We start from the raw sequence: 21,094 nt of genomic DNA on the forward strand, positions 1-21,094 counted from the left end.
CCTGCGCTGAACCCTTATCCTTATCCCATTAGCCTGCCGACATGCCGCCTTCATCCGGCGATAGCGTCCGTTTCACTTCCTGCACCTCGTTGCCCTGCTGATTGTGCAAGTACACCTCAAGCTGGTTGAAGGCAATATTGATATCGTTCTCGCGGCACAGCCGTTCGATCGAACGGTTCAGTTCGTCAACGGTATAGCTACGGTCACGCAGCTCACGCACGTAAAGGCGCAGTTCGTGATCCAGCGTGCTGGCGCCGAAATTGAGGAAGAACACCTGCGGCTCAGGATCGGTCATCACCCGTGGGTTATCACGCGCCGCCTGCAGCAACACCGCTTTCACCTTGTCCAGATCGGAGCCGTAGGCCACGCCAACCTTGATCAATACGCGGGTGATGGTGTCTGACAGCGACCAGTTAATCAGCCGCTCGGTGACAAACGCCTTGTTCGGGATGATCACCTCTTTGCGGTCAAAGTCGGTAATGGTGGTGGCGCGAATACGGATTTTACTGACCGAACCAGAGAAGCTGCCGATAGTAATGGTATCGCCGATGCGGATCGGCCGCTCAAACAGGATAATCAGGCCGGAGACAAAGTTGGCGAAAATCTCCTGCAGGCCGAAGCCCAACCCCACGGTCAAACCGGCGGCCAGCCATTGCAGCTTATCCCAGGATACGCCCAGTGACCCGAGCGCGGTCACTGCACCCACGGTGGTAATCAGATAGGTCAGTATGGTGGTGATGGCATAAGAGGTGCCCTGTCGCAACTGCAACCGCGACAGCACGACCACTTCCAGTAAGCCCGGCAGGTTGCGCGTCATGACGTAGGCGACAATCACCGCAGCGACCGCCACCATCATGTTGCCCAGCGTCACCGCCTGCGCCACGCTGCTGCCGGCGACGGTGGCGGTGTAATGCCACAGGGTGATGCTGTCGAGATACGAAATCACCGTCACCAGATCGGACCAAATGGCATAGAAGGCACTGGCAAAGATAATAAACAGGGCCATGGTGGTCAGACGCAGCGACTGCTGGTTGATCTGATCAAGCGCCAAAGGCGGTTCTTCTACCGGCTCCAGCCCTTCGGCCCCCTCTTTTTCTTTCGCCAAACTCTGGCGACGGGCCAGCGCACGACGATAGGCCAGACGCCGCGCCGCCACGCCCAGGCCGCGAATTGCCGTCAGATAAACAATGTTCCACAGGAAGAACAGATACAGGCTGTCGATCCAGCGACCGGCCAGCCGCAGCGTGGTGTAGAAGTAACCGGCAAACATCAGCCCCAGCAAGATCAGCGGCGTGGCAGCAATCGCGGTAACAATCACCAATCGCACCGCGTGCGAACCTTTCTCACGCCAGCTGTCACGGCACATCGGGAACACCAGCACGGCCAGCAGCGCCAACGTCAGCATCACCACCACCTGACCGATGACATCCTCCACCAGTCGCAGCGGCGCTTTTTCGCCCAATACCGACCAGAAGATCAACGGCAGCAGCGCCAGACCCAGACGCACCGTCTGCCGGCGGTAGTGTGCACAAAGCTCTGGAGTGAAATTGAAGTGCCGCTCGCAAACGCCCCCGACCGCCAGGGTGCGATAGGTGAAACCGAAAATCAGCCAAAACAGCGCCAACTGTTGCGACAGCGCCCAAATAAAATCACTGAGGCCAATTTCGGCACGATAGCACCAGAAACCGGCACCCAGCAGCAGCGCCGACCCGGGTAATACCTTCAGCAAGGTCAGTATGATGGCCTTTGGCGTGTGCAGTTGACCATCACGCTTTAACTGCCCAACATCGTTGGCCAGTTTCTGCAAATGGCTGTCGATCAACTTGTAGCGCCAACGCAGCAGACCGAGCAGCAGCAACAGCGGGATCAGGATGACCAGTGAATTCAGCCCGCCCTGCACCATTTTGCCGATGTCTAATTTGAAGTCGAGAGTAGCAATCTGATCCCTGAGCGCGCCCGGCAGGGCTCTCAACCACGCCAAATCGACCGGCTTGTTGCTGTTGACCCAAAAAATCTGCTGGGTCAGCGTATCCCGTAGCGAGTTGTTAACGCTGGTCAGCTGCTGTTGGTTAATCTGCAGGCTGATCGACTGTGCCAACTGATTACTCAGCTGTTTGTTTAACTGATCCAGCAGTTCACGTCGCATGTCGACGATTTCGCTCAAAGCGTCAAGCACGTCCGTGCTGGCTTTTTCTTTACTGTCGGCGACCAGCTTATTGATGTAATCGTCGCCCTTGAACAGGTCGTCACGCTGTTGGTTGATATCAAACTGCTCCAGGCGCAGATCGGCGATGCGCGTGCCCATGTCCGCCACCAGCGTGCCCTGCGGCAGGCTTTGCTGTTGCTGGTACAAAATGCGCGACAGCACCAGACTGCCTTTCAGCACCTGGATTTGTTCTTTCAAATTGCGTTCCGCCTGCAGACCGCGATCGAGCCAGTTCTTCACCCGAATATTCTGCTGGAACAGTACGTTGCTCTCTTCGGTAGCGGCAATCAGCCGCTGGCTGAGCTGGCGGTTAACGTCCAGCTCTTTACTGACCAACTGATCGTGCTGGATATCCGTGGCATCTTCCGGGTTCTGCGCCTCTTTGGCGGTTTTTTCCGACAGCGTCAGGCGCTTGCTGTTGACCACTTCTTGCAGCAATTGCACGTTGTGGTCCAGTGCATCAATGTGGCCGGTGGTGTAATCGCGCTGCTTCTGCAGCAGATCCTGCAAAGTGGTGTTGGCCTCCAGGCTCTTGCGCTGCAGATCAATTTGCGCATTGAGCAACGTCTGTTCGGTCGCCAGCATCACTAACTGACTGTCGCGCAATGAGTTTTGGCCCGGCGTCTGATCGTTGATCTGGTTGCGGATCTCCTGCAGGCGCTGCGAAGCGGTATACATGCTGCTCTGTACCCGCTCCGGCTGGGTCTGCAGTGAAACCAGTTGGCTGTTATAGGTCGACAGATTTTCCTGCGCAGCCTGCAGATCGTCGAGTGTCTGATAAAGGCGGGTTTCCAACTGACGCAGGGAAAGCGGCAGCAGCTCTGCCCTGGCGGCCGCGCTGTCGACCGGCGTCTTGAGCGCATCCAGATCGGCGGTGACCTGACGCAGTTTCCCCGGAGCCAACTGCAACTGCTGCTTAAGCTGGGCCCCGTCCTGTTTGGTGCGTTCGATGGCATCCAGCAGCTCAAGCGTGCGGGTCAAATCTTGTTGGGTGAGTTTATTGACCGGCGTCAGCGTTTTTTGCTTGTTCAGCGCTTCAAGCTGACTTTGGATTTCGCTGCGTGACGGCAGATCGCCATTCAGGGACGCATAGGCCGCAGGTTGGCAGACCGCGCAAACCGCGATCAGTAAGAACAGGGCAAGGGCACGGGAGAGGCCCACACCGAAGAACGAGGGTAACGCCAGAAAAGAACGTTTAGCTAACCTGCGATACATGATTTGGCTTCGAATCAATAAAGAAGCGTCAAGATTATCACGATCGCAGATAGCCACAGAATAAGAAAAGCATTGCTGGTGATGTACAGAGAGCTCGCGGGATCAGAACGTCAACACTTTCCCGGCCGCCAGCGTCCACTGCGCCAACTCGACCAGGGTGCCAATCTCCACCCCATCCGCCAGCGGCAGTTGACTGATGCCACGCGCATCGGCACAGGTCTTGCACAGTTTCACCGGCACCTGTTGCGCAGTGAGAATTTCCAGCATCTGCTGCAAATGGTAACCCTCCCGCGGCTGTTGTCCGGCCAGGCCGGCGACGACCGCGTCGGACATCAGAAACAGTTTCAGGTCGAGATCGCTTTGCTGCTCTTTCAGGGTAATCGCCAGACGTAAGGCGTTAAACAGGGATTCGTGACCATAGGCGGCACCATTGGCAATCAACACAACGGAGGACGATGACATGGTATTTCTCCTTATAAAGGATGACTTTCGACACTGCACGGCTGCGCCGCCAGCTCTTCCGGCTTGCCCCGCAAAGTGGGACTGAATTGGGCCATTTCGAGGAAAGAATCGATCAGCACCGGTGCTTCGGTTTTCAGATCAAAGCTCTCCGGCATAAACAGCCAGTTTTCCATCAGGCCGGTAATATAGGCATGCATAATGATTGCCGTGCGACGGGTATGCAAATCAGCAGGCAATTGGTCATGATCTATACAGCCACGCAGCACCGACTCAATGCGTTCGTAACCTGCCAGGTACAAGACTTTACGTGCCTCATGCAACGGCATCATCTCACCGACGAATTCGCACTTGTGAAAAACGATTTCCATCAGTGCTCGCCGGCGGCTGTCATCGACCGTAGCCGTCAGAATGTAAATCAGAATTTCTCGTAAAATACGCAGTGGATTCTCAGGGTACTTTGCCTGATACTCTAATTCGAGATCGCCAATTTTTGACTCTGATAATTCCCAAACTTCGTTAAACAGGTCTACCTTGTTCTTGAAGTGCCAATAAATTGCACCACGCGTAACTCCGGCAGCAGTGGCAATATCCGTCAGTGAGGTTGCAGAAACGCCACGTTCAGAAAATTCTTGCACCGCAGCATCAAGTATGTGCTGTCGAGTTTCTAGCGCCTGCTGTTTGGTTTTTCGTGCCATGGCGTTGTTTTTTCGGGGGAGTGTGATTTACATACATTCGCGTATGTATGTACCATAGCACGCACATATAATTAACGCAGCAATGGGTTTTAAAGCTTGTGATCCATTGATCATTTTGAAATCGGACACTTGAGGTTTTTCTATGAACAAAAACAGAGGGTTAACGCCTCTGGCGGCAGTTCTGATGCTTTCAGGCAGCTTAATGCTTACAGGATGTAACGATAAAGAAACCCAACAGCAAGGCGCCCAACCACCGGCTCCCGAAGTGGGTGTAGTGACGTTGAAGGCCGAGCCTCTCAATATGACTACCGATCTTCCTGGCCGTACCGCTGCGTATCGTATCGCCGAAGTTCGCCCTCAGGTCAGCGGTATTATCCTGAAACGCAACTTTGTTGAAGGCAGTGATATCAAGGCAGGGTCTTCCCTGTATCAGATCGATCCTGCTACCTATCAGGCAAGCTATGACAGCGCCAAAGGCGACCTGGCTAAATCCCAGGCAAGTGCCTCGATCGCGCGCGTCACGGTAAACCGCTACAAACCATTGCTGGGTACCAGCTACATCAGTAAGCAGGATTACGATACTGCTGTCTCCACGCTGCAACAGGCGGAAGCCGCGGTAGTGGCCTCTAAAGCCGCAGTGGAAACCGCGCGTATCAACCTGGCTTACACCAAGGTGACTTCACCGATCTCCGGTCGCATCGGCAAATCTGCCGTGACTGAAGGTGCGCTGGTTACCAACGGCCAGACCACTGCCCTGTCCACCGTGCAGCAGCTGGATCCGATGTACGTCGACGTGACTCAGTCGAGCAACGATTTCCTGCGCCTGAAACAAGAACTGGCCAGCGGTGCGCTGAAACAGGAAAACGGCAAGGCCAAGGTGACACTGCTGCTGGAAAACGGCACGCAGTACGCTCAGGAAGGCACGCTGGAGTTCTCTGACGTTACCGTTGATGAAACTACCGGTTCCATCACTATTCGTGCGGTATTCCCTAACCCGAACGACACGCTGTTGCCGGGTATGTTCGTTCGCGCCCGTCTGGACGAAGGCGTGCGTAGCGATGCCTTGCTGGTGCCACAACAGGGTGTGACACGTAACCCGCGTGGTGAAGCTACCGCATTGGTGGTGGGTGCTGACGACAAAGTCGAATTGCGCACGCTGAAAGCGGATCTGGCTATTGGCGACAAATGGCTGGTTACCGACGGCTTGAAAACCGGCGACCGCGTGATTGTCACCGGCCTGATGAAAGCCCACCCAGGCGCTCAGGTAAAAGTGCAGGAAGTTGACACTCAGGCGCAAAAGCAGCCGCAGTCTGATGCGCAGAAGTCATAAAAAGGAGCCGGTAAGACATGGCTAAGTTCTTTATAGATCGCCCTATTTTCGCCTGGGTAATCGCCATCATCGTCATGTTGGCGGGTGTGCTGTCAATAATGAAACTGCCGATTGCGCAGTATCCAACTATTGCACCACCGGCGGTAAGTATTTCCGCAAACTATCCGGGCGCAGATGCAAAAACGGTGCAGGATACCGTCACGCAGATTATCGAACAGAACATGAACGGTATCGATAATCTGATGTACATGTCCTCCACCAGTGACTCCTCTGGTAGCGTCACCATTACACTGACCTTTAACTCCGGCACTGACCCAGACATCGCTCAGGTTCAGGTCCAGAACAAACTGTCTCTGGCTACACCGTTGCTGCCACAAGAAGTACAGCAACAGGGCCTGAAAGTTGAAAAGTCCAGCAGCAGCTTCCTGATGGTGGCCGGCTTCATTTCCGATGACCCGAGCATGACTCAGGACGATATTGCGGACTATGTAGCTTCCAACATCAAAGACCCGATCAGCCGTTCATCCGGTGTGGGTGAGGTGCAACTGTTTGGTGCCCAGTACGCAATGCGTGTCTGGCTGGATCCGAACAAGCTGAACAATTTCCAATTGACCACGACGGACGTGACGTCCGCCATCACCGAGCAGAACAACCAGATCGCCGCAGGGCAATTGGGCGGGATGCCACCGGTACCGGGTCAACAACTTAACGCCTCTATCATCGCGCAGACCCGTCTGACTTCGCCTGAAGAGTTCGGTAAGATTCTGCTGAAGGTGAATGCGGACGGTTCTCAGGTTCGCCTGAGCGACGTGGCTCATATTGAGCGCGGTGCCGAAAGCTATGCGGTAACCGCACGCTATAACGGCAAACCGGCAGCGGGTCTGGGGATCAAACTGGCCACCGGTGCCAACGCCCTGAACACCGCCAAAGGTGTGAAAGATGCGCTGACCAAAATGCAGCCATTCTTCCCGCAAGGGATGAAAGTGGTTTATCCGTACGACACTACCCCATTCGTTAAAATTTCGATTAACGAAGTGGTAAAAACGCTGATCGAAGCCATCATCCTGGTATTCCTGGTGATGTATTTGTTCCTGCAAAACTTCCGCGCAACGTTGATCCCAACCATTGCGGTACCGGTGGTGTTGCTGGGGACCTTTGCCATTCTGGCGGCCTTCGGCTTCTCGATAAACACCCTGACGATGTTCGGCATGGTGCTGGCGATAGGCTTGTTGGTGGATGATGCCATCGTGGTGGTGGAAAACGTCGAGCGTGTGATGTCCGAAGAGGGACTGCCGCCGAAAGAAGCCACCAAGAAATCGATGGAACAGATCCAGGGTGCGTTGGTCGGTATTGCCATGGTGCTGTCAGCGGTATTCGTGCCGATGGCGTTCTTCGGCGGTTCAACCGGTGCCATCTATCGTCAGTTCTCCATCACTATCGTTTCTGCGATGGCGCTGTCGGTGCTGGTAGCATTGATTCTGACGCCGGCGCTGTGCGCCACCATGCTGAAACCAGTGAAAAAAGGCGACCACGGGGTTAAAACCGGCTTCTTCGGTTGGTTTAACCGCATGTTCGAAAAGAGTACCCACCACTACACCGACAGCGTAGCCAATATTCTGCGCAGTACCGGTCGTTATCTGGTGATCTACCTGCTGATCGTTGTCGGCATGGCGCTGTTGTTCCTGCGCTTGCCTTCCTCGTTCCTGCCGGACGAAGACCAGGGCATTTTGCTGACCATGGTGCAGTTGCCTGCGGGGGCTACCGAAGCTCGTACCTCTAAGGTTCTGGAAGAAGTCACCGACTACTTCATGACCAAAGAGAAAGACAACGTGGTTTCGGTGTTTACCGTTGCAGGCTTCGGTTTTAACGGTAATGGCCAGAACAACGGCCTGTCGTTCGTCAGCCTGAAAGACTGGTCTGAGCGTAAAGGCGAAGAGAATAAAGTGCCGGCGATTGCAGGCCGTGCGATGGGCGCGTTCTCGAAGATTAAAGACGGCCTGGTATTCCCGTTCAACCTGCCGGCGATTATTGAATTGGGTACCGCGACCGGCTTTGACTTCCAGCTGATCGACCAGGGTGGCCTGGGGCATGAAAAACTGACCGAAGCACGTAACCAGTTGCTGGGCATGGCTGCCAAGCATCCGGACTTGCTGGTGGGCATGCGCCCTAACGGTCTGGAAGATACGCCGCAGTTCAAGCTGATTATCGACCAGGAAAAAGCCAAGGCGCTGGGTGTTAGCATTACCACCATTAACAGCACGCTGAGCACCGCGTTGGGTGGCTCGTACGTTAACGACTTCATCGACCGCGGCCGTGTGAAGAAAGTGTACGTGCAGGCTGATGCGCCGTTCCGTATGTTGCCGGAAGACATTAATAAATGGTTTGTCCGCGGCACCAGCGGCCAGATGGTTCCGTTCTCCTCCTTCGCCTCGGCGAAATGGGAATACGGTTCACCGCGTCTGGAGCGCTATAACGGTCTGCCTTCCATGGAAATTCTGGGACAGGCAACGCCAGGCAAGAGTACCGGTGAAGCCATGAACCTGATGGAAGAACTGGCCTCCAAGCTGCCGAGCGGCATTGGTTACGACTGGACCGGTATGTCCTATCAGGAACGTCTGTCCGGTAACCAGGCTCCAGCACTGTATGCCATCTCGATTCTGGTGGTATTCCTGTGTCTGGCAGCATTGTACGAGAGCTGGTCAATTCCGTTCTCGGTCATGCTGGTTCTGCCACTGGGGGTTATCGGTGCGTTGCTGGCGGCCACCATGCGCGGCCTTAACAACGACGTTTACTTCCAGGTGGGACTGTTGACCACCATCGGCCTGTCGGCGAAGAACGCCATATTGATTGTGGAATTCGCCAAGGACCTGATGGATAAAGAAGGCAAGGGTCTGATCGAAGCCACGTTGGAAGCGGTGCGTATGCGTCTGCGTCCAATTCTGATGACTTCTCTGGCATTCATCCTCGGGGTTCTGCCGCTGGTTATCAGCAGCGGTGCAGGCTCCGGCGCACAGAACGCGGTAGGTACCGGCGTTATGGGCGGGATGATTACCGCGACCGTACTGGCCATCTTCTTCGTTCCGGTCTTCTTTGTGGTGGTTCGCCGCCGCTTCAGTAAGAAGTCTGACGATGTAGAACACAGCCATCCGGTTGATCATCACTGATAACTCAGTGACTGCTTCTCCCTGAATACAAAGGCCGCTTATGCGGCCTTTAACTTATCGACAAACACCCGAAAAACGTGGTTTTCGGATGTTTGGGCTAAACCAGAGACAGCATCCTTTGGTTCTGGCAGCTATCAAGTCGTTGCTTTAACCCCAAGTAACTTCGTCAGTAATCTTAGGCCGCTTATGCGGCCTTTTTCTTTGGCTTCAGCGGCTTAATACAAACCACTCTCATTAATTCACCTGTCGATGCATTTTATGCTTGATCCGTCCCACCGTGCGGCGCATAATTACTGTTATAGTATAACATTACATTGGAGTGTGTCATGAAAGCAGGCATCCATCCTGACTACCGTACCGTGGTGTTCCACGATCTGAGTGCCGATACCTACTTTAAGGTGGGATCGACCATTAAGACCGATCGCACCATTGAGCTTGAAGGTGAGAACTGGCCGTATGTCACCCTCGATATTTCTTCCGCTTCCCATCCGTACTACACCGGCAAGCAGAAAGATTTCTCAAAAGAAGGCAGCACGGCGCGCTTCCAGCAGCGTTTTGGTCACTTCTTTACTGGCAATAAGTAACAGGAAATCCACATGCAGGTTTTGAGTTCACTGCGTTCGGCGAAGAAACGCCATCCGGATTGCAAGATCGTGCGCCGTAAAGGCCGTATCTATGTGATCTGTAAAGCTAACCCACGCTTCAAAGCGGTACAGGGACGTAAGAAAAAGCGTTAAGTAAAGTCGTGCCATCTGTCTGTCGCAAAGCCCCGTTGCTGCTCAACGGGGCTTTTTTTATGGAGAAACTGAAACGCCCCCAGTGGCCCCATCACGATGACAGGGCCGCTACGGTTTACTTCATGCTACCCAGCAAGGTATCGACATTGTGTTTGAATGCCTCCACATAACTGGCTGCCGGCCCTTGCGGCTTGGACAACGCCTCTGGGTACAGTTCACCGCCGGCTTTGGCACCGGTGGCGGCGGCAATTTGCTTCACCAGCCGTGGATCGGTCTGGTTTTCAATAAAGTAAGCATTCACCTTTTCCTGCTTGATCTGTTTGATCAGGCCCGCTACGTCACTGGCACTCGCCTCAGCTTCGGTAGAGAAACCGACCGGAGCAAGGAAGGTGACACCATATTCTTGTCCAAAGTAACCAAAAGCATCGTGGCTGGTCAGCACCTTGCGTTTTTGCTGCGGCACCGCGGCAAACTGCGTTTTGGCCCACAGATCCAGCTTCTGCAACTGCTGGATATACTCGGCACCCCGCTGGCGGAAATAGTTGGCATCTTCAGGGTCAGCGACAATCAGCGCATTCATCACGTTGGTGGCGTACTGCACGCCATTCTTCATGCTATTCCAGGCATGAGGATCGGTGATCTCTTTGCCGTCTTCGTTCATCTGGCGCGAGTTAACCCCTTGCGAAGCGGTAATCACCGGCCCTTTGTAACCCGACGCACTGACCAGGCGATCGATCCACCCTTCCAGCCCCAGGCCGCTAACGAACACCACATCAGCCTGCGACAGCAGCTTGCTGTCTTTCGGTGAAGGCTCGAAGCTGTGGGGATCGCCGTCCGGCCCCACCAGCGTAGAGACATTGACATGTTCTCCCCCCACTTGCTTGACGATATCGCCGAGGATGGAAAAACTGGCGACGGCATCTACAGTCTTGGCCATGGCCAATGGGCTGGACAGCAGAGCAGCTACCGCCAGCGATAAAGGTAAACGTTTCATACTTTCTCCTTGCATATAGCACTTCTCAACGGCGCGCCAGGGAATAAATCCCCCCACGCGTCCCAAACAAAATTGATCCAAAGAAGATCACGCTGGCGCTGAGCACAATTGCCGGACCGGCGGGCAAAGAGGCGTAGTACGACCACTCCAGTCCAATCAGGCTGGATAGCATGCCAATACCCATGGCCACCGCCAGCGTTTGCGGCAGATTACGCGCCCAGAAACGTGCGCTGGCGGCGGGCAGCATCATCAGCCCGACCGACATCAAGGTGCCGAGAATTTGAAAACCGGCGACCAGATTGATTACCACCAACGCCAGAAACAGCCCATGTATTACCGCCAACCAACGCGGCGCACCGACGCGTAAAAAAGTGGCGTCGAAAGATTCAATCACCAGGGCACGGTACAGTGCGGCCAACGCCAGGAGAGAAAAGCTGGTTATCGCCCCCACCATCACAATGGCGTGTGTATCCACCGCCAGAATCGAGCCGAACAGCACATGCAGCAAATCAACGCTGGAACCGCGCAGTGAAACCAGGGTCACTCCAAGCGCCAGCGACCCCAGATAAAAACCGGCGAAACTGGCGTCTTCTTTCAACGGCGTCCGGCGACTGACCAGCCCAGATAACATTGCTACCGCCAGCCCGGCGATAAAGCCGCCGACGCCCATCGCCACCATCGACATACCGGAAATCAGATAGCCTATCGCGGCACCGGGCAGTACCGCATGGGACAGCGCATCCCCCACCAGGCTCATGCGGCGTAACAACAGAAAAACTCCCAGCGGTGCAGCACTGAGCGACAGTGCAAAACAGGCGACCAGCGCGCGGCGCATAAAACCGAAAGAGGCAAAGGGATCGATGAGGGACTCAAGCAGCATCATTGCGCCACCGCCTTACGGCACAGTGGCGGGTTGGCGATATTCAAAGCGGGAATGTGGTCCAGCACCCGATCGGCGGCTCCCCAGTGGCAGCACTGCGGCGTCAATAACAAGGCCTGCGGGAAATACCTCTCTACCATCGACATGTCATGCAGTACCGCAATCACCGTCCTTCCCTGTCGATGCAACTGAGCAATCACTTGCAACAATAACTGGGTGGTCGCGCTGTCGATGCCGGTAAAAGGTTCATCCAGTAAAATCAGCGGTGCCTGCTGGACCAGCAAGCGGGCGAACAGCACCCGCTGAAGTTGGCCGCCGGAAAGCTCGCCGACAGGACTGTGGGCCATAGAGGTCATACCGACGGTTGCCAGCGCCTCCACAATCTGCTGCGCAGCGCGCTTGCGCAGTCCGCCGAACATCCCCATCTGCAGCCAACTGCCCATTGCCACCAGATCACTCACCACGATCGGGAACTGGCGATCCAACTCGGCCTGCTGTGGCAAATAAGCCATACGGGGCGACTTATTGCCGCTGAAAGACAGCTTGCCACTTTGCAGCGGCAAAAGTCCGGCCAAAGCTTTCAACAAGGTGGACTTACCCGCACCATTCACGCCGACCACCGCCGTCAGGGAACCCGCGGCAAAGTGACCGTTGAGTGGGGGAAAAAGAGGCTCCCCGCCGTAGCCCACGACGGCCTGTTGCAGGGTTATCATGGCAGTGCTACCGCCCAGTGAATACCCAGCCAGAGTAAAGCCAGTAACATCGCGGCAATACCGCAGCGTAATCCTGCTGAGGCGGTGAACAAGGAGTTTAATGACGGCACAGCGCCATCCTGGGGTGTGGGTGTCAGTTTCATGGCCAAACGGAAGGAAATTTAAATGTTACAATATAACATCACAAAGCTTTCGGTGACTCAAGCCCCCGGTTAGACGATTAATGCAACTGAACGTAACAATGCACGCCGAACCTCACTGGCCACTCCCCGATTCCTGAATCGTTGGCGCTACCTCTTTAGGGATAGGCTGAGAAATTTCAGGGTTATTAATCAGTAAACAACGTTGAGATACTGTAAAAAAGCCGGCAACAAACGAAAAGTTTACCGACGAATTGATAAAAAAGGAGTAAGATTAATAGATAGGATCGCGATACGGTCAGGCATTAAATGCAAGTCACTCTTCGCTGCGACACAATGACGGAAGCACTTTCTGTTAAAAAACTAAAGAAAGTGATTAACGAAAAAATATCAGAGTTAGCACCGGCATTGACCAGTGGCCTGAGTTTTTATTCGGAAAGCGCGCGTTATGCTGAAGGTTCATTAGAAATACTTGATATTCAAGAAATGGGCAACAGCTATTATTCAATGAGTTACCGCTATAAATGGACAATCTTCAATGCCTGTCTGGATATCAGCGCCGAGGAATACATCAGCGATAGTGTCACATTTAGCCTTGCCGAAGCGGGGCTCATCTTTGACATCATTGATAACTCCCGTCCATCTACCGCAGATGAATTGTAAGTTTACGTAATAACAGCAGGCCAGTTGCGAAGAAATGATTTATATTCATTATGCGGAAAGTTTATTTTGTCACCATCATTAAGCTACCTCTGTCCATGATGTAAATCAGCTTACTCACAGAGTGTTATCAACACCGAAATTAAGACTTACGGAGGGGATGATATGGATGAGTATTCGCCTAAAAGGCACGATATTGCTCAGCTGAAATTCTTGTGTGAAAACCTGTATGATGAAGGCATAGCCACGCTGGGCGACAGCCACCACGGCTGGGTGAACGATCCGACGTCTTCCGTCAACCTCCAGCTTAATGAGTTGATAGAACATATTGCTTCGTTTGTGATGAGTTATAAAATTAAATACATGGACGAAAGTGATTTATCGGAACTGGTCGAAGAGTATCTCGATGATACCTACACGCTGTTCAGCAGTTACGGTATCAATGATTCCGATCTGCGTCGCTGGCAAAAGACCAAGGCGCGATTATTCAGAATGTTCTCAGGAGAGGACATCTGTACGACAATGAAAACTTAGGGGATAATTATCCCCAATTTATTCCATTTTACGGTTTATAACACCAAAGGCTATCATGACTAAAATTGATTATCTGATGCGTTTACGTAAATGCACCACGATTGAGACACTGGAACGCGTTATTGAAAAAAACAAGTATGAGCTTTCAAATGACGAGCTGGAGCTGTTTTACTCTGCAGCCGACCACCGCCTTGCCGAGCTCACTATGAATAAGCTGTACGATAAAATCCCAACGGCCGTTTGGAAATTCGTAAGATAATTCCGACTAAAACTGCGTTGAGCCGATACATTCATCGGCCTCAATGTTTACCCTGCCCAGTATTTATCTCATTGACTTACTGCACTTTCATTCGCTGCTGAAAATCCTGTAATAACAATTGGAAACAATCTTCAATTAACGCCGGATGGTTGCGATGCGCGCTACGCATTAACGCCACGGTACGGCTAAGCATGGGCTGCTGCAGTTGAACCACGGTTAATTCATCGTCATTCAAATGTGTAGTATAAAGTTGCGGTAAAATAGCTACCGCTAATTTCGAACGCACCAAACCATATAACGTCTCCAGAAAATCCACCTGGTAGCGTGCGGTTAAATTCAGACGATGGCTTTCCGCCAGTGCCAGTACCAACCGACTGATATTCCCCTTGGAAAAAACTGCGATATCTCGGCGGGTTAATTGACGCCATGGCAGATGGTGAGATTCAGCCAACGGGTCGTCGCGACGCATCACTACCACGAACGGATCCTCTTGCAGCGGATATATCTCCAGTGACTCCGGTACCGAACTGTCGAGCGCACCAATACCAAAATCAATCAAACCGTTTTCTAATTGTAATAACAACGAGTCATTGGTTTGATCGTGAAATTCTATGCGCAACCGCGGAAAATTCGCCGCCAGCAATTGCGGTACCGCCGGAAATAACAAACCGCTGACCGAAGGCACCAACCCGATACGCAAAGTGCCGTCTCCCCCCGCCAACATAATACGCTGCATGTCGTCAAAGGCTGCCTGTGCAACATTTAGCAACCGTTCAGCATGCGGCAAGATAGCTGCGCCCTGCTCCGTCAGCGTCACAGCAGAGGCGGTACGGTTCACCAGCTTGCCACCCAGTACCGACTCTATCTGCCGCAATGCGCTACTCAGCGCCGGTTGGCTGATCGCCAGACGGTTCGCGGTATCGGTAAAATGCCGGAGTTGCGCCAGTGTGACAAAATATTGGATCTGTTTGAGAGAAAGCGCAGGCAATCGGCGCCAGGGTTCAGACATGTCAGGTTTCCGTCCGCTAACAAAGTAAACGTTTGCGACAGCATAAACGTTTCTTATCAGGCAATAAATTAAATCATCTGTGCAAAGCCTGCCTCGCCCCCTAGAGTAACAACCCTGTCATCATGCCGGGTAATTACCATGACCACTCATTGCATCAGCACGGGCGAACGCCAGCGTGCGGTGAAGGCCGCATTAGGCCAACTTCCTTTTGATTTACTGCTGACTAACGCCGCGTTGATTGACATGGCAACCGGTGAAGTCCGTAGCGCCGATGTCGGCATCGTCGGCGCGCTAATTGCCAGTGTTCATCCCTGCGGTACCCTGAACGAAGCTTTACAGACGCAGGATTTGGCCGGTGCCTATCTGAGCCCCGGACTGATCGATACCCACGTCCATGTTGAAAGCTCACACCTGCCGCCGGAACGCTATGCCGAGATCGTCGTCGCTCAAGGCACCACCACCATCTTCTGGGATCCGCACGAGCTGGCGAACGTGCTCGGCGTTGCTGGTGTGCGCTATGCGGTAGACGCCAGCCGTGGCCTGCCGCTCAGAGTAATCTGCGCAGCCCCTTCGAGCGTCCCCTCCACGCCGGGACTGGAAATGTCTGGCGCTGATTTTGCCGGTCAGGAAATGGAAACCATGTTGGCTTGGCCGGAAGTCGGCGGCGTCGCCGAGGTGATGGACATGCATGGCGTGTTGAATGGCAGCGAACGCATGCTGGAGATCCTCAATGCCGGACTGAACAGCGGCAAATTGATCGAAGGCCACGCACGCGGCCTGAGCGGTGCCGATCTGCAGGCTTATCTGGCGGCGGGAGTCACCTCTGACCATGAGCTGACCTCCGGGGCCGATGCGCTGGAGAAATTACGCGCCGGTCTGACGCTGGAGATCAGAGGTTCCCACCCTTATCTGCTGCCAGAAATCGTCGCGGCGCTGAAAACGTTGCCGCACCTGTCATCACAAATCACCGTCTGCACCGACGATGTCCCCCCGGACATGCTGCTGGAAAAAGGCGGCATTGTGGCGCTACTCAATATGCTGATCGAACAGGGGCTGCCGGCGACTGACGTACTGCGCATGGCCACGCTCAATGCCGCCATCCGCTTGCAACGCAACGATCTTGGGCTGATTGCCGCAGGCCGCATCGCCGATCTGGTGGTGTTTGATTCGCTGACTCGACTTACTGCACAACAGGTCTACGTCGCCGGGAAACTGATGGCACAGCAAGGAAAAATGCTGGCACCGCTCAACGCTAACCCGAACGTGACGGCACCGCGCGATACCCTGCAGTTGCAACCCCTAGTCGCCGAGGATTTCGTATTGAAGGTGCCGGCTATCCGCCACGGCAAAGCCACTCTGCGCCACATTAAGGGAGCGCGCTTTACCCAGTGGAACGAGACCACGGTCGAAGTGCGTAACGGCGAAGTGCAGATCCCGCAAGGCTTCAGCCTGATCTGGGTACAACACCGTCATGGCCGTCACCAGGCCACACCGCAACTGGCACTGTTGGAAGGTTGGGGTGAACTCCGTGGCGCTATCGCTACCAGCTACTCACATGACTCACACAACCTGGTGGTGTTAGGGCGGGATGCCGTCGATATGGCACTGGCCGCCAACGCGCTGATTGCCTGTGGCGGTGGCATGGCTTTAAGCCAAAACGGGGCCATCCTGGCGCAGGTGGCAATGCCCATAGCCGGCATGCTCTCCGACTTGCCCGCCGCCGAACTGGCACAACAGTTTAAAAACCTGCGCGATCTGAGCGCACGAATCGCCGACTGGGAACCGCCCTACCGGGTTTTCAAGGCCATTGAAGGCACCTGTCTGGCGTGTAACGCCGGGCCGCACCTGACCGATCTCGGCCTGACCGACGGCACAACGCGCCAGATTGTCGATCCGCTGATCGCCTGCTGGGAAACCCCGGCCTAAAAATAATCATAATAACAATATATACCCTATGGATTTCAAGTTGCGGCTAGGCAGGCCAGCTCACTCATCCCCAGGCGCTTACTCAAGTAAGTTACTGGGGTGAGTGAGTGCCGCCAACAACGCTGCGGCTTGAAATACGACGGGTAGCGACGGAGATAATTGTTATGGCTGATAATTCAGCATCGGTTCCTACACCAGGGAGCTGGCTACAACGACGTTTTCAACTGCATGCACGGCAAAGCAATGTTAAAACCGAATGTCTGGCCGGTATCACCGGTTTTCTGGCGGCGGCCTACCTGCTGGTGGTGATCCCCGGATTACTGGCTGTCGGCGGCATGGATAAGGGCGCAGTGACTACCGGTACCATTCTGGTGTTTGTGCTGGGGACCTTGCTGATGGCGTTTTACGGCAACCTGCCGTTTATCGTCGGGCCGGGCATTGGCGGTTCGGTGCTGGTCGGTGTAACTCTGGCGGGCAGCGAAGGCATCAGTTGGCAGATTGGCCTGGGCATCGCCTGCTGGTCTGGCATTCTGTTTTTCGCCCTGACCCGGCTGGGGTTGCGCGAGGTGGTCACTCGCTCGGTACCGCAATCGATCAAGCTGGGGCTGACTGCCTCTATCGGACTGTTTGTGGCGATTCTGGGTTTCCGCAATGCCGGACTGGTGCTGGCCAACGCTAAATCCAATGCGCTGATGCTGGGTGATTTCACCGCACCCGGTGCGTTGATCGCCCTGTGCGGCCTGTTTTTGGCGATTGCCTTGCAGGCTCGACGCATTCCCGGCGCCATTTTGTGGGCGATCCTGTTTGCGACTCTGGTGGGTATCCCGTTCGGTGTCACCCACCTGCCGGACAGCCTGATGGCAATGCCGCATTCATTGGCCCCGGTACTAGGTCATGTTGATCTGATCGGCGCACTGAATATCGCCTTCCTGCCCTATTTGTTCGTCTTTTTCGCCTCGGAGTTTTTCTCCACCATGGGCACCACGCTGGCCGTAGGCGGTGAAGCCGGGCTGCTGGATGAGCACGGCAATATGCCGCACATCAACCGGCCTTTTATGGTGGACTCTATCGCCGCTGCGCTGGGCCCTCTGGTCGGTATTCCTGCCGCCACCGCGCTGATCGAATCCTCTGCGGCAGCCGAAGCCGGAGGCAAAACCGGGCTAACCGCATTGGCGGCCGCGGTGATGTTTTTACTGATGCTGCTATTCACACCGATTGCCCTGATGATCCCGAAAGAAGCCACTGCCCCGGCGTTGATCCTGATCGGTCTGAATATGTTTAGCGGACTGCGCAAAGTTGATTTGGCCAACTTCACCGACGGTCTGCCGGTGCTGATGATGGTCATGATCACGTTGATCGCCAACAGCTTCGGTACCGGCATCGCCGGCGGACTGCTGTTCTACATCATTATCAAAGTGATTGCCGGCAAATGGCGTGAAGTGCCGGTCGGACTCTATTTTCTGGCGATCCCACTGGCATACTATTTCGCCACCCTGGTAAGGCATTAATCTGAAAGTGTTGCGCTGGTAACATGTCAGCGCAACGCTTCAATCATTCGATAACAAACGCAAATCACAATATTTCACGATAAAACCTCCACTCACCAAATCCTCTGCTATGATTTACTCTCCGCCATTTTAAATTAATATAGCGAAAAGCATAATCCTCGGTATAAATATCACCTTGCAAATATCACTACCATCAATTAATAACAAATCAATAAAAAGCAACAACATACAAATAATATTAACATTTTAAGTTAAATGTTTACCATCCCAAAAAATTGGCATATCTGATGTTCTATATTGCCAATATAGCCTTCGGATAATCTCTATCCAGCTTGATACCAGAACTTTAATATTTTGTTAATTTCAACTTGCTCAATGCCAATCTTCTATTACATTTAGTATTTGAGTTACAACTCGTTACAACGGATGTAAAAGCTATCTAACTTCGCCATCTAAAATCAAACGAGGATCCCAATGAAATTAACACCCATCATGAAAGGGCTGGCGTTAGCGGGGGTGCTGTCTGCCTTCGCAATTCCATCCTGGGCAGAAGTTGCGCCGAAAGAAGCGGCCTCTGCAACCAAACAAGCCAATGATGCACTGTATGATCAGCTCCCCTTCTCAGATAACACCGATTTTGCCAACGCGCATAAAGGTTTCATAGCTGCCTTGCCAACCGAAATTATCAAAGGTGAACAGGGCAATGTCATCTGAGATCCGCAGCAGTATGCCTTCATCAAGGAAGGTGAAAAAGCACCGGATACTGTAAACCCAAGCCTGTGGCGTCAATCCCAGTTGATTAACATCAGCGGCCTGTTTGAGGTCACGGATGGCGTTTACCAGATCCGTAACCTGGATCTGTCCAACATGACCCTCATTGAGGGCAAAGAGGGGGTGACTGTGGTTGACCCTCTGGTTTCAGCCGAAACCGCCAAAGTGGGCATGGATCTCTATTTTAAAAACCGGGGTAAAAAACCGGTTGTCGCTGTTATCTACACTCATAGCCACGTTGACCACTATGGTGGCGTGCGGGGTGTAGTCGACGAAGCTGATGTTAAGTCGGGCAAGGTGAAAGTTTATGCGCCCGCAGGCTTTATGGAAGCCGCCGTGGCAGAAAATATCATGGCGGGTAACGTCATGAGTCGCCGTGCCAGCTACATGTACGGCAACCTGTTGAAGCCGGACGCCAAAGGCCAGGTCGGAGCGGGCCTGGGCACCACCACGTCGGCAGGTACCGTCACCCTGATTGCCCCAACCAATATTATTGAGAAAGATGGTCAAAAAGAGGTCATCGACGGTCTCACCTATGATTTTATGCTGGCGCCTGGCTCTGAAGCCCCATCAGAAATGCTGTGGTTTATCGAAGAGAAGAAACTCATCGAAGCGGCAGAAGATGTGACCCATACGCTGCACAATACCTATTCCCTGCGTGGCGCAAAAATTCGTGAACCGCTCCCTTGGTCAAAATATATCAACGAAGCCATAGTTCGCTGGGGCGACAAAGCGGAAATCATCATGGCTCAGCACCACTGGCCAACCTGGGGTAACGAGAACGTCGTTAACCTTCTCAAAAGCCAGCGTGATCTTTACCGTTATATTAACGATCAGACCCTGCGCATGGCGAATGAAGGCCTGACCCGTGACGAAATAGCGGCGAAGTTCACACTGCCGGACAGCCTGGCGAAAACCTGGGCTAACCGGGGTTATTACGGTTCTATAAGCCATGATGTTAAAGCGACTTATGTGCTTTATCTTGGCTGGTTTGATGGCAATCCAGCCACGCTGGATGAACTGCCGCCGGAAGAGGCCGCGAAGAAGTTTGTCGAGTACATGGGCGGTGCTGATGCAATTATTAAGAAAGCCAAAACCGACTTTGATCAGGGCAATTACCGTTGGGTTGCTCAGGTCGTCAGCAAAATAGTCTTTGCCGATCCGAAGAATCAGGATGCACGCAATCTTGAGGCTGACGCACTGGAACAACTGGGCTATCAGGCTGAGTCTGGCCCATGGCGTAACTTCTACCTCACCGGTGCTCAGGAGCTACGTAACGGCGTGGTGAAAGGGCCAACTCCGAATACCGCCAGCCCAGATACCGTCCGGGCGATGACGCCGGAGATGTTCTTTGACTTCCTGGCTGTGCATATCAACGGTGAAAAAGCGGGCAAGGCCAAAGCCGTGTTTAACATTGATCTGGGTAGCGATGGCGGTAAGTATAAGCTGGAACTGGAAAATGGGGTACTCAACCACACCGCCAATGCCGAAGCCAAAGATGCCGATGCCACGCTCACGCTTAACCGCGACACCTTGAATAAAATTATCCTCAAGGAAGAAACGCTAAAACAGGCGGAGGATAAGGGAGAAGTGAAGGTAACGGGCAACGGTGCAAAAATGGACGAAATGTTAGGCTATATGGATAACTTTGAGTTCTGGTTCAATATTGTGACGCCATAACCCTCAGACCCTGCGGCTTTACTGGCCGCAGGGAAATCTGGCCGATGTCGAAAGTTCGCAGATCGCCTGATCACTTTTAAAGCCATCCGGTAGCCCATCATCTCTGTCTTACATCATGAAATTCACCGGTACGCCAGCCTCGTGCTTTGCTTTCAGCCTGCAGTGGATTACTTCGGTATTTGGTTTTATAGAGGAGATAGCAAACGTCTTG

General features: G+C 53.6%; 16 protein-coding genes and 1 pseudogene. 10 read left to right on the forward strand and 7 right to left on the reverse strand.

Annotation, left to right across the window (positions count from 1 at the left end):
- Window positions 1-28 precede the first annotated feature (28 nt).
- From mscK to acrR, 3 genes are all read right to left on the reverse strand, one after another.
- Entirely contained in the window at window positions 29-3,421 is a 3,393-nt protein-coding gene (mscK, locus tag OC597_RS13770; protein WP_261251723.1) for a mechanosensitive channel MscK, read from the reverse strand.
- A gap of 102 nt (window positions 3,422-3,523) precedes the next feature.
- Window positions 3,524-3,883 carry a DsrE/DsrF/TusD sulfur relay family protein gene (locus OC597_RS13775; protein WP_085115490.1) on the reverse strand — a complete coding sequence of 120 codons (360 nt, stop codon included), beginning with the start codon at window positions 3,881-3,883 and terminating at the stop codon, window positions 3,524-3,526.
- 11 nt (window positions 3,884-3,894) lie between these two features.
- Window positions 3,895-4,578: a multidrug efflux transporter transcriptional repressor AcrR gene (gene acrR / locus OC597_RS13780; protein WP_262209147.1), complete on the reverse strand. Its 684-nt coding sequence runs from the start codon at window positions 4,576-4,578 to the stop codon at window positions 3,895-3,897.
- Window positions 4,579-4,720: 142 nt separating this feature from the next.
- Here acrR and sdeX point away from each other — a divergent pair, with 142 nt between their 5' ends.
- The 4 genes from sdeX (at window position 4,721) to ykgO (ending at window position 9,809) form a co-directional block, all read left to right on the forward strand.
- Window positions 4,721-5,908, forward strand: coding sequence for a multidrug efflux RND transporter periplasmic adaptor subunit SdeX (gene sdeX, locus OC597_RS13785; protein WP_261142113.1), 1,188 nt, complete (start codon window positions 4,721-4,723; stop codon window positions 5,906-5,908).
- A 17-nt stretch (window positions 5,909-5,925) separates the two neighbouring features.
- Window positions 5,926-9,072 (forward strand): multidrug efflux RND transporter permease subunit SdeY, encoded by a 3,147-nt coding sequence (gene sdeY / locus OC597_RS13790; RefSeq protein ID WP_261251720.1) that lies wholly within the window; start codon window positions 5,926-5,928, stop codon window positions 9,070-9,072.
- Between the two features lie 326 nt (window positions 9,073-9,398).
- Window positions 9,399-9,656, forward strand: coding sequence for a type B 50S ribosomal protein L31 (locus tag OC597_RS13795; protein ID WP_261283776.1), 258 nt, complete (start codon window positions 9,399-9,401; stop codon window positions 9,654-9,656).
- A gap of 12 nt (window positions 9,657-9,668) precedes the next feature.
- Window positions 9,669-9,809: a type B 50S ribosomal protein L36 gene (gene ykgO, locus OC597_RS13800; RefSeq protein WP_085115485.1), complete on the forward strand. Its 141-nt coding sequence runs from the start codon at window positions 9,669-9,671 to the stop codon at window positions 9,807-9,809.
- A 115-nt stretch (window positions 9,810-9,924) separates the two neighbouring features.
- Here ykgO and OC597_RS13805 read toward each other — a convergent pair whose 3' ends face one another.
- From OC597_RS13805 to OC597_RS13815, 3 genes are read right to left on the reverse strand one after another with little or no spacing between them, the layout of a single operon-like run.
- A complete protein-coding gene (locus tag OC597_RS13805; protein ID WP_261251718.1) occupies window positions 9,925-10,803 on the reverse strand; it encodes a metal ABC transporter solute-binding protein, Zn/Mn family in 879 nt (292 codons plus the stop codon).
- 25 nt (window positions 10,804-10,828) lie between these two features.
- Window positions 10,829-11,686 carry a metal ABC transporter permease gene (locus OC597_RS13810; protein ID WP_261251717.1) on the reverse strand — a complete coding sequence of 286 codons (858 nt, stop codon included), beginning with the start codon at window positions 11,684-11,686 and terminating at the stop codon, window positions 10,829-10,831.
- Complete coding sequence (locus tag OC597_RS13815; RefSeq protein WP_262209149.1) at window positions 11,683-12,396, reverse strand: metal ABC transporter ATP-binding protein; 714 nt, start codon at window positions 12,394-12,396, stop codon at window positions 11,683-11,685. Before OC597_RS13815 ends, OC597_RS13810 begins: the two co-directional genes overlap by 4 nt.
- Before the next feature lie 449 nt (window positions 12,397-12,845).
- Between OC597_RS13815 and OC597_RS13820 the strand changes: the two genes are divergently transcribed.
- The 3 genes from OC597_RS13820 (at window position 12,846) to OC597_RS13830 (ending at window position 13,989) form a co-directional block, all read left to right on the forward strand.
- Window positions 12,846-13,199, forward strand: a complete 354-nt coding sequence (locus OC597_RS13820) for a hypothetical protein (protein ID WP_410071714.1) — start codon at window positions 12,846-12,848, stop codon at window positions 13,197-13,199.
- Window positions 13,200-13,361: 162 nt separating this feature from the next.
- Window positions 13,362-13,730: an Hha toxicity modulator TomB gene (gene tomB / locus OC597_RS13825; protein WP_004940312.1), complete on the forward strand. Its 369-nt coding sequence runs from the start codon at window positions 13,362-13,364 to the stop codon at window positions 13,728-13,730.
- A 55-nt stretch (window positions 13,731-13,785) separates the two neighbouring features.
- Window positions 13,786-13,989 (forward strand): HHA domain-containing protein, encoded by a 204-nt coding sequence (locus tag OC597_RS13830; RefSeq protein WP_085115480.1) that lies wholly within the window; start codon window positions 13,786-13,788, stop codon window positions 13,987-13,989.
- 76 nt (window positions 13,990-14,065) lie between these two features.
- Here OC597_RS13830 and OC597_RS13835 read toward each other — a convergent pair whose 3' ends face one another.
- On the reverse strand, window positions 14,066-14,998 hold the full coding sequence (locus tag OC597_RS13835; RefSeq protein WP_261425450.1) for a LysR family transcriptional regulator: 933 nt from the start codon (window positions 14,996-14,998) through the stop codon (window positions 14,066-14,068).
- Between the two features lie 138 nt (window positions 14,999-15,136).
- Between OC597_RS13835 and OC597_RS13840 the strand changes: the two genes are divergently transcribed.
- From OC597_RS13840 to OC597_RS13850, 3 genes and pseudogenes are all read left to right on the forward strand, one after another.
- Window positions 15,137-16,924: an adenine deaminase gene (locus OC597_RS13840; RefSeq protein WP_261251713.1), complete on the forward strand. Its 1,788-nt coding sequence runs from the start codon at window positions 15,137-15,139 to the stop codon at window positions 16,922-16,924.
- Between the two features lie 164 nt (window positions 16,925-17,088).
- Window positions 17,089-18,432, forward strand: a complete 1,344-nt coding sequence (locus OC597_RS13845) for an NCS2 family permease (protein WP_261283772.1) — start codon at window positions 17,089-17,091, stop codon at window positions 18,430-18,432.
- Window positions 18,433-18,906: 474 nt separating this feature from the next.
- Window positions 18,907-20,883 (forward strand): annotated as a pseudogene (locus OC597_RS13850) (alkyl/aryl-sulfatase).
- Window positions 20,884-21,094 lie beyond the last annotated feature (211 nt).

Source organism: Serratia proteamaculans (assembly GCF_946227095.1).
Lineage (GTDB): Bacteria > Pseudomonadota > Gammaproteobacteria > Enterobacterales > Enterobacteriaceae > Serratia > Serratia proteamaculans_E.

Coding starts and splice junctions, on each gene's coding strand:
- mscK (WP_261251723.1), bottom strand. CDS start 3,421: ATGTATCGCAGGTTAGCTAAACGTTCTTTTCTGGCGTTACCCTCGTTC.
- OC597_RS13775 (WP_085115490.1), bottom strand. CDS start 3,883: ATGTCATCGTCCTCCGTTGTGTTGATTGCCAATGGTGCCGCCTATGGT.
- acrR (WP_262209147.1), bottom strand. CDS start 4,578: ATGGCACGAAAAACCAAACAGCAGGCGCTAGAAACTCGACAGCACATA.
- sdeX (WP_261142113.1), top strand. CDS start 4,721: ATGAACAAAAACAGAGGGTTAACGCCTCTGGCGGCAGTTCTGATGCTT.
- sdeY (WP_261251720.1), top strand. CDS start 5,926: ATGGCTAAGTTCTTTATAGATCGCCCTATTTTCGCCTGGGTAATCGCC.
- OC597_RS13795 (WP_261283776.1), top strand. CDS start 9,399: ATGAAAGCAGGCATCCATCCTGACTACCGTACCGTGGTGTTCCACGAT.
- ykgO (WP_085115485.1), top strand. CDS start 9,669: ATGCAGGTTTTGAGTTCACTGCGTTCGGCGAAGAAACGCCATCCGGAT.
- OC597_RS13805 (WP_261251718.1), bottom strand. CDS start 10,803: ATGAAACGTTTACCTTTATCGCTGGCGGTAGCTGCTCTGCTGTCCAGC.
- OC597_RS13810 (WP_261251717.1), bottom strand. CDS start 11,686: ATGATGCTGCTTGAGTCCCTCATCGATCCCTTTGCCTCTTTCGGTTTT.
- OC597_RS13815 (WP_262209149.1), bottom strand. CDS start 12,396: ATGATAACCCTGCAACAGGCCGTCGTGGGCTACGGCGGGGAGCCTCTT.
- OC597_RS13820 (WP_410071714.1), top strand. CDS start 12,846: ATGCAAGTCACTCTTCGCTGCGACACAATGACGGAAGCACTTTCTGTT.
- tomB (WP_004940312.1), top strand. CDS start 13,362: ATGGATGAGTATTCGCCTAAAAGGCACGATATTGCTCAGCTGAAATTC.
- OC597_RS13830 (WP_085115480.1), top strand. CDS start 13,786: ATGACTAAAATTGATTATCTGATGCGTTTACGTAAATGCACCACGATT.
- OC597_RS13835 (WP_261425450.1), bottom strand. CDS start 14,998: ATGTCTGAACCCTGGCGCCGATTGCCTGCGCTTTCTCTCAAACAGATC.
- OC597_RS13840 (WP_261251713.1), top strand. CDS start 15,137: ATGACCACTCATTGCATCAGCACGGGCGAACGCCAGCGTGCGGTGAAG.
- OC597_RS13845 (WP_261283772.1), top strand. CDS start 17,089: ATGGCTGATAATTCAGCATCGGTTCCTACACCAGGGAGCTGGCTACAA.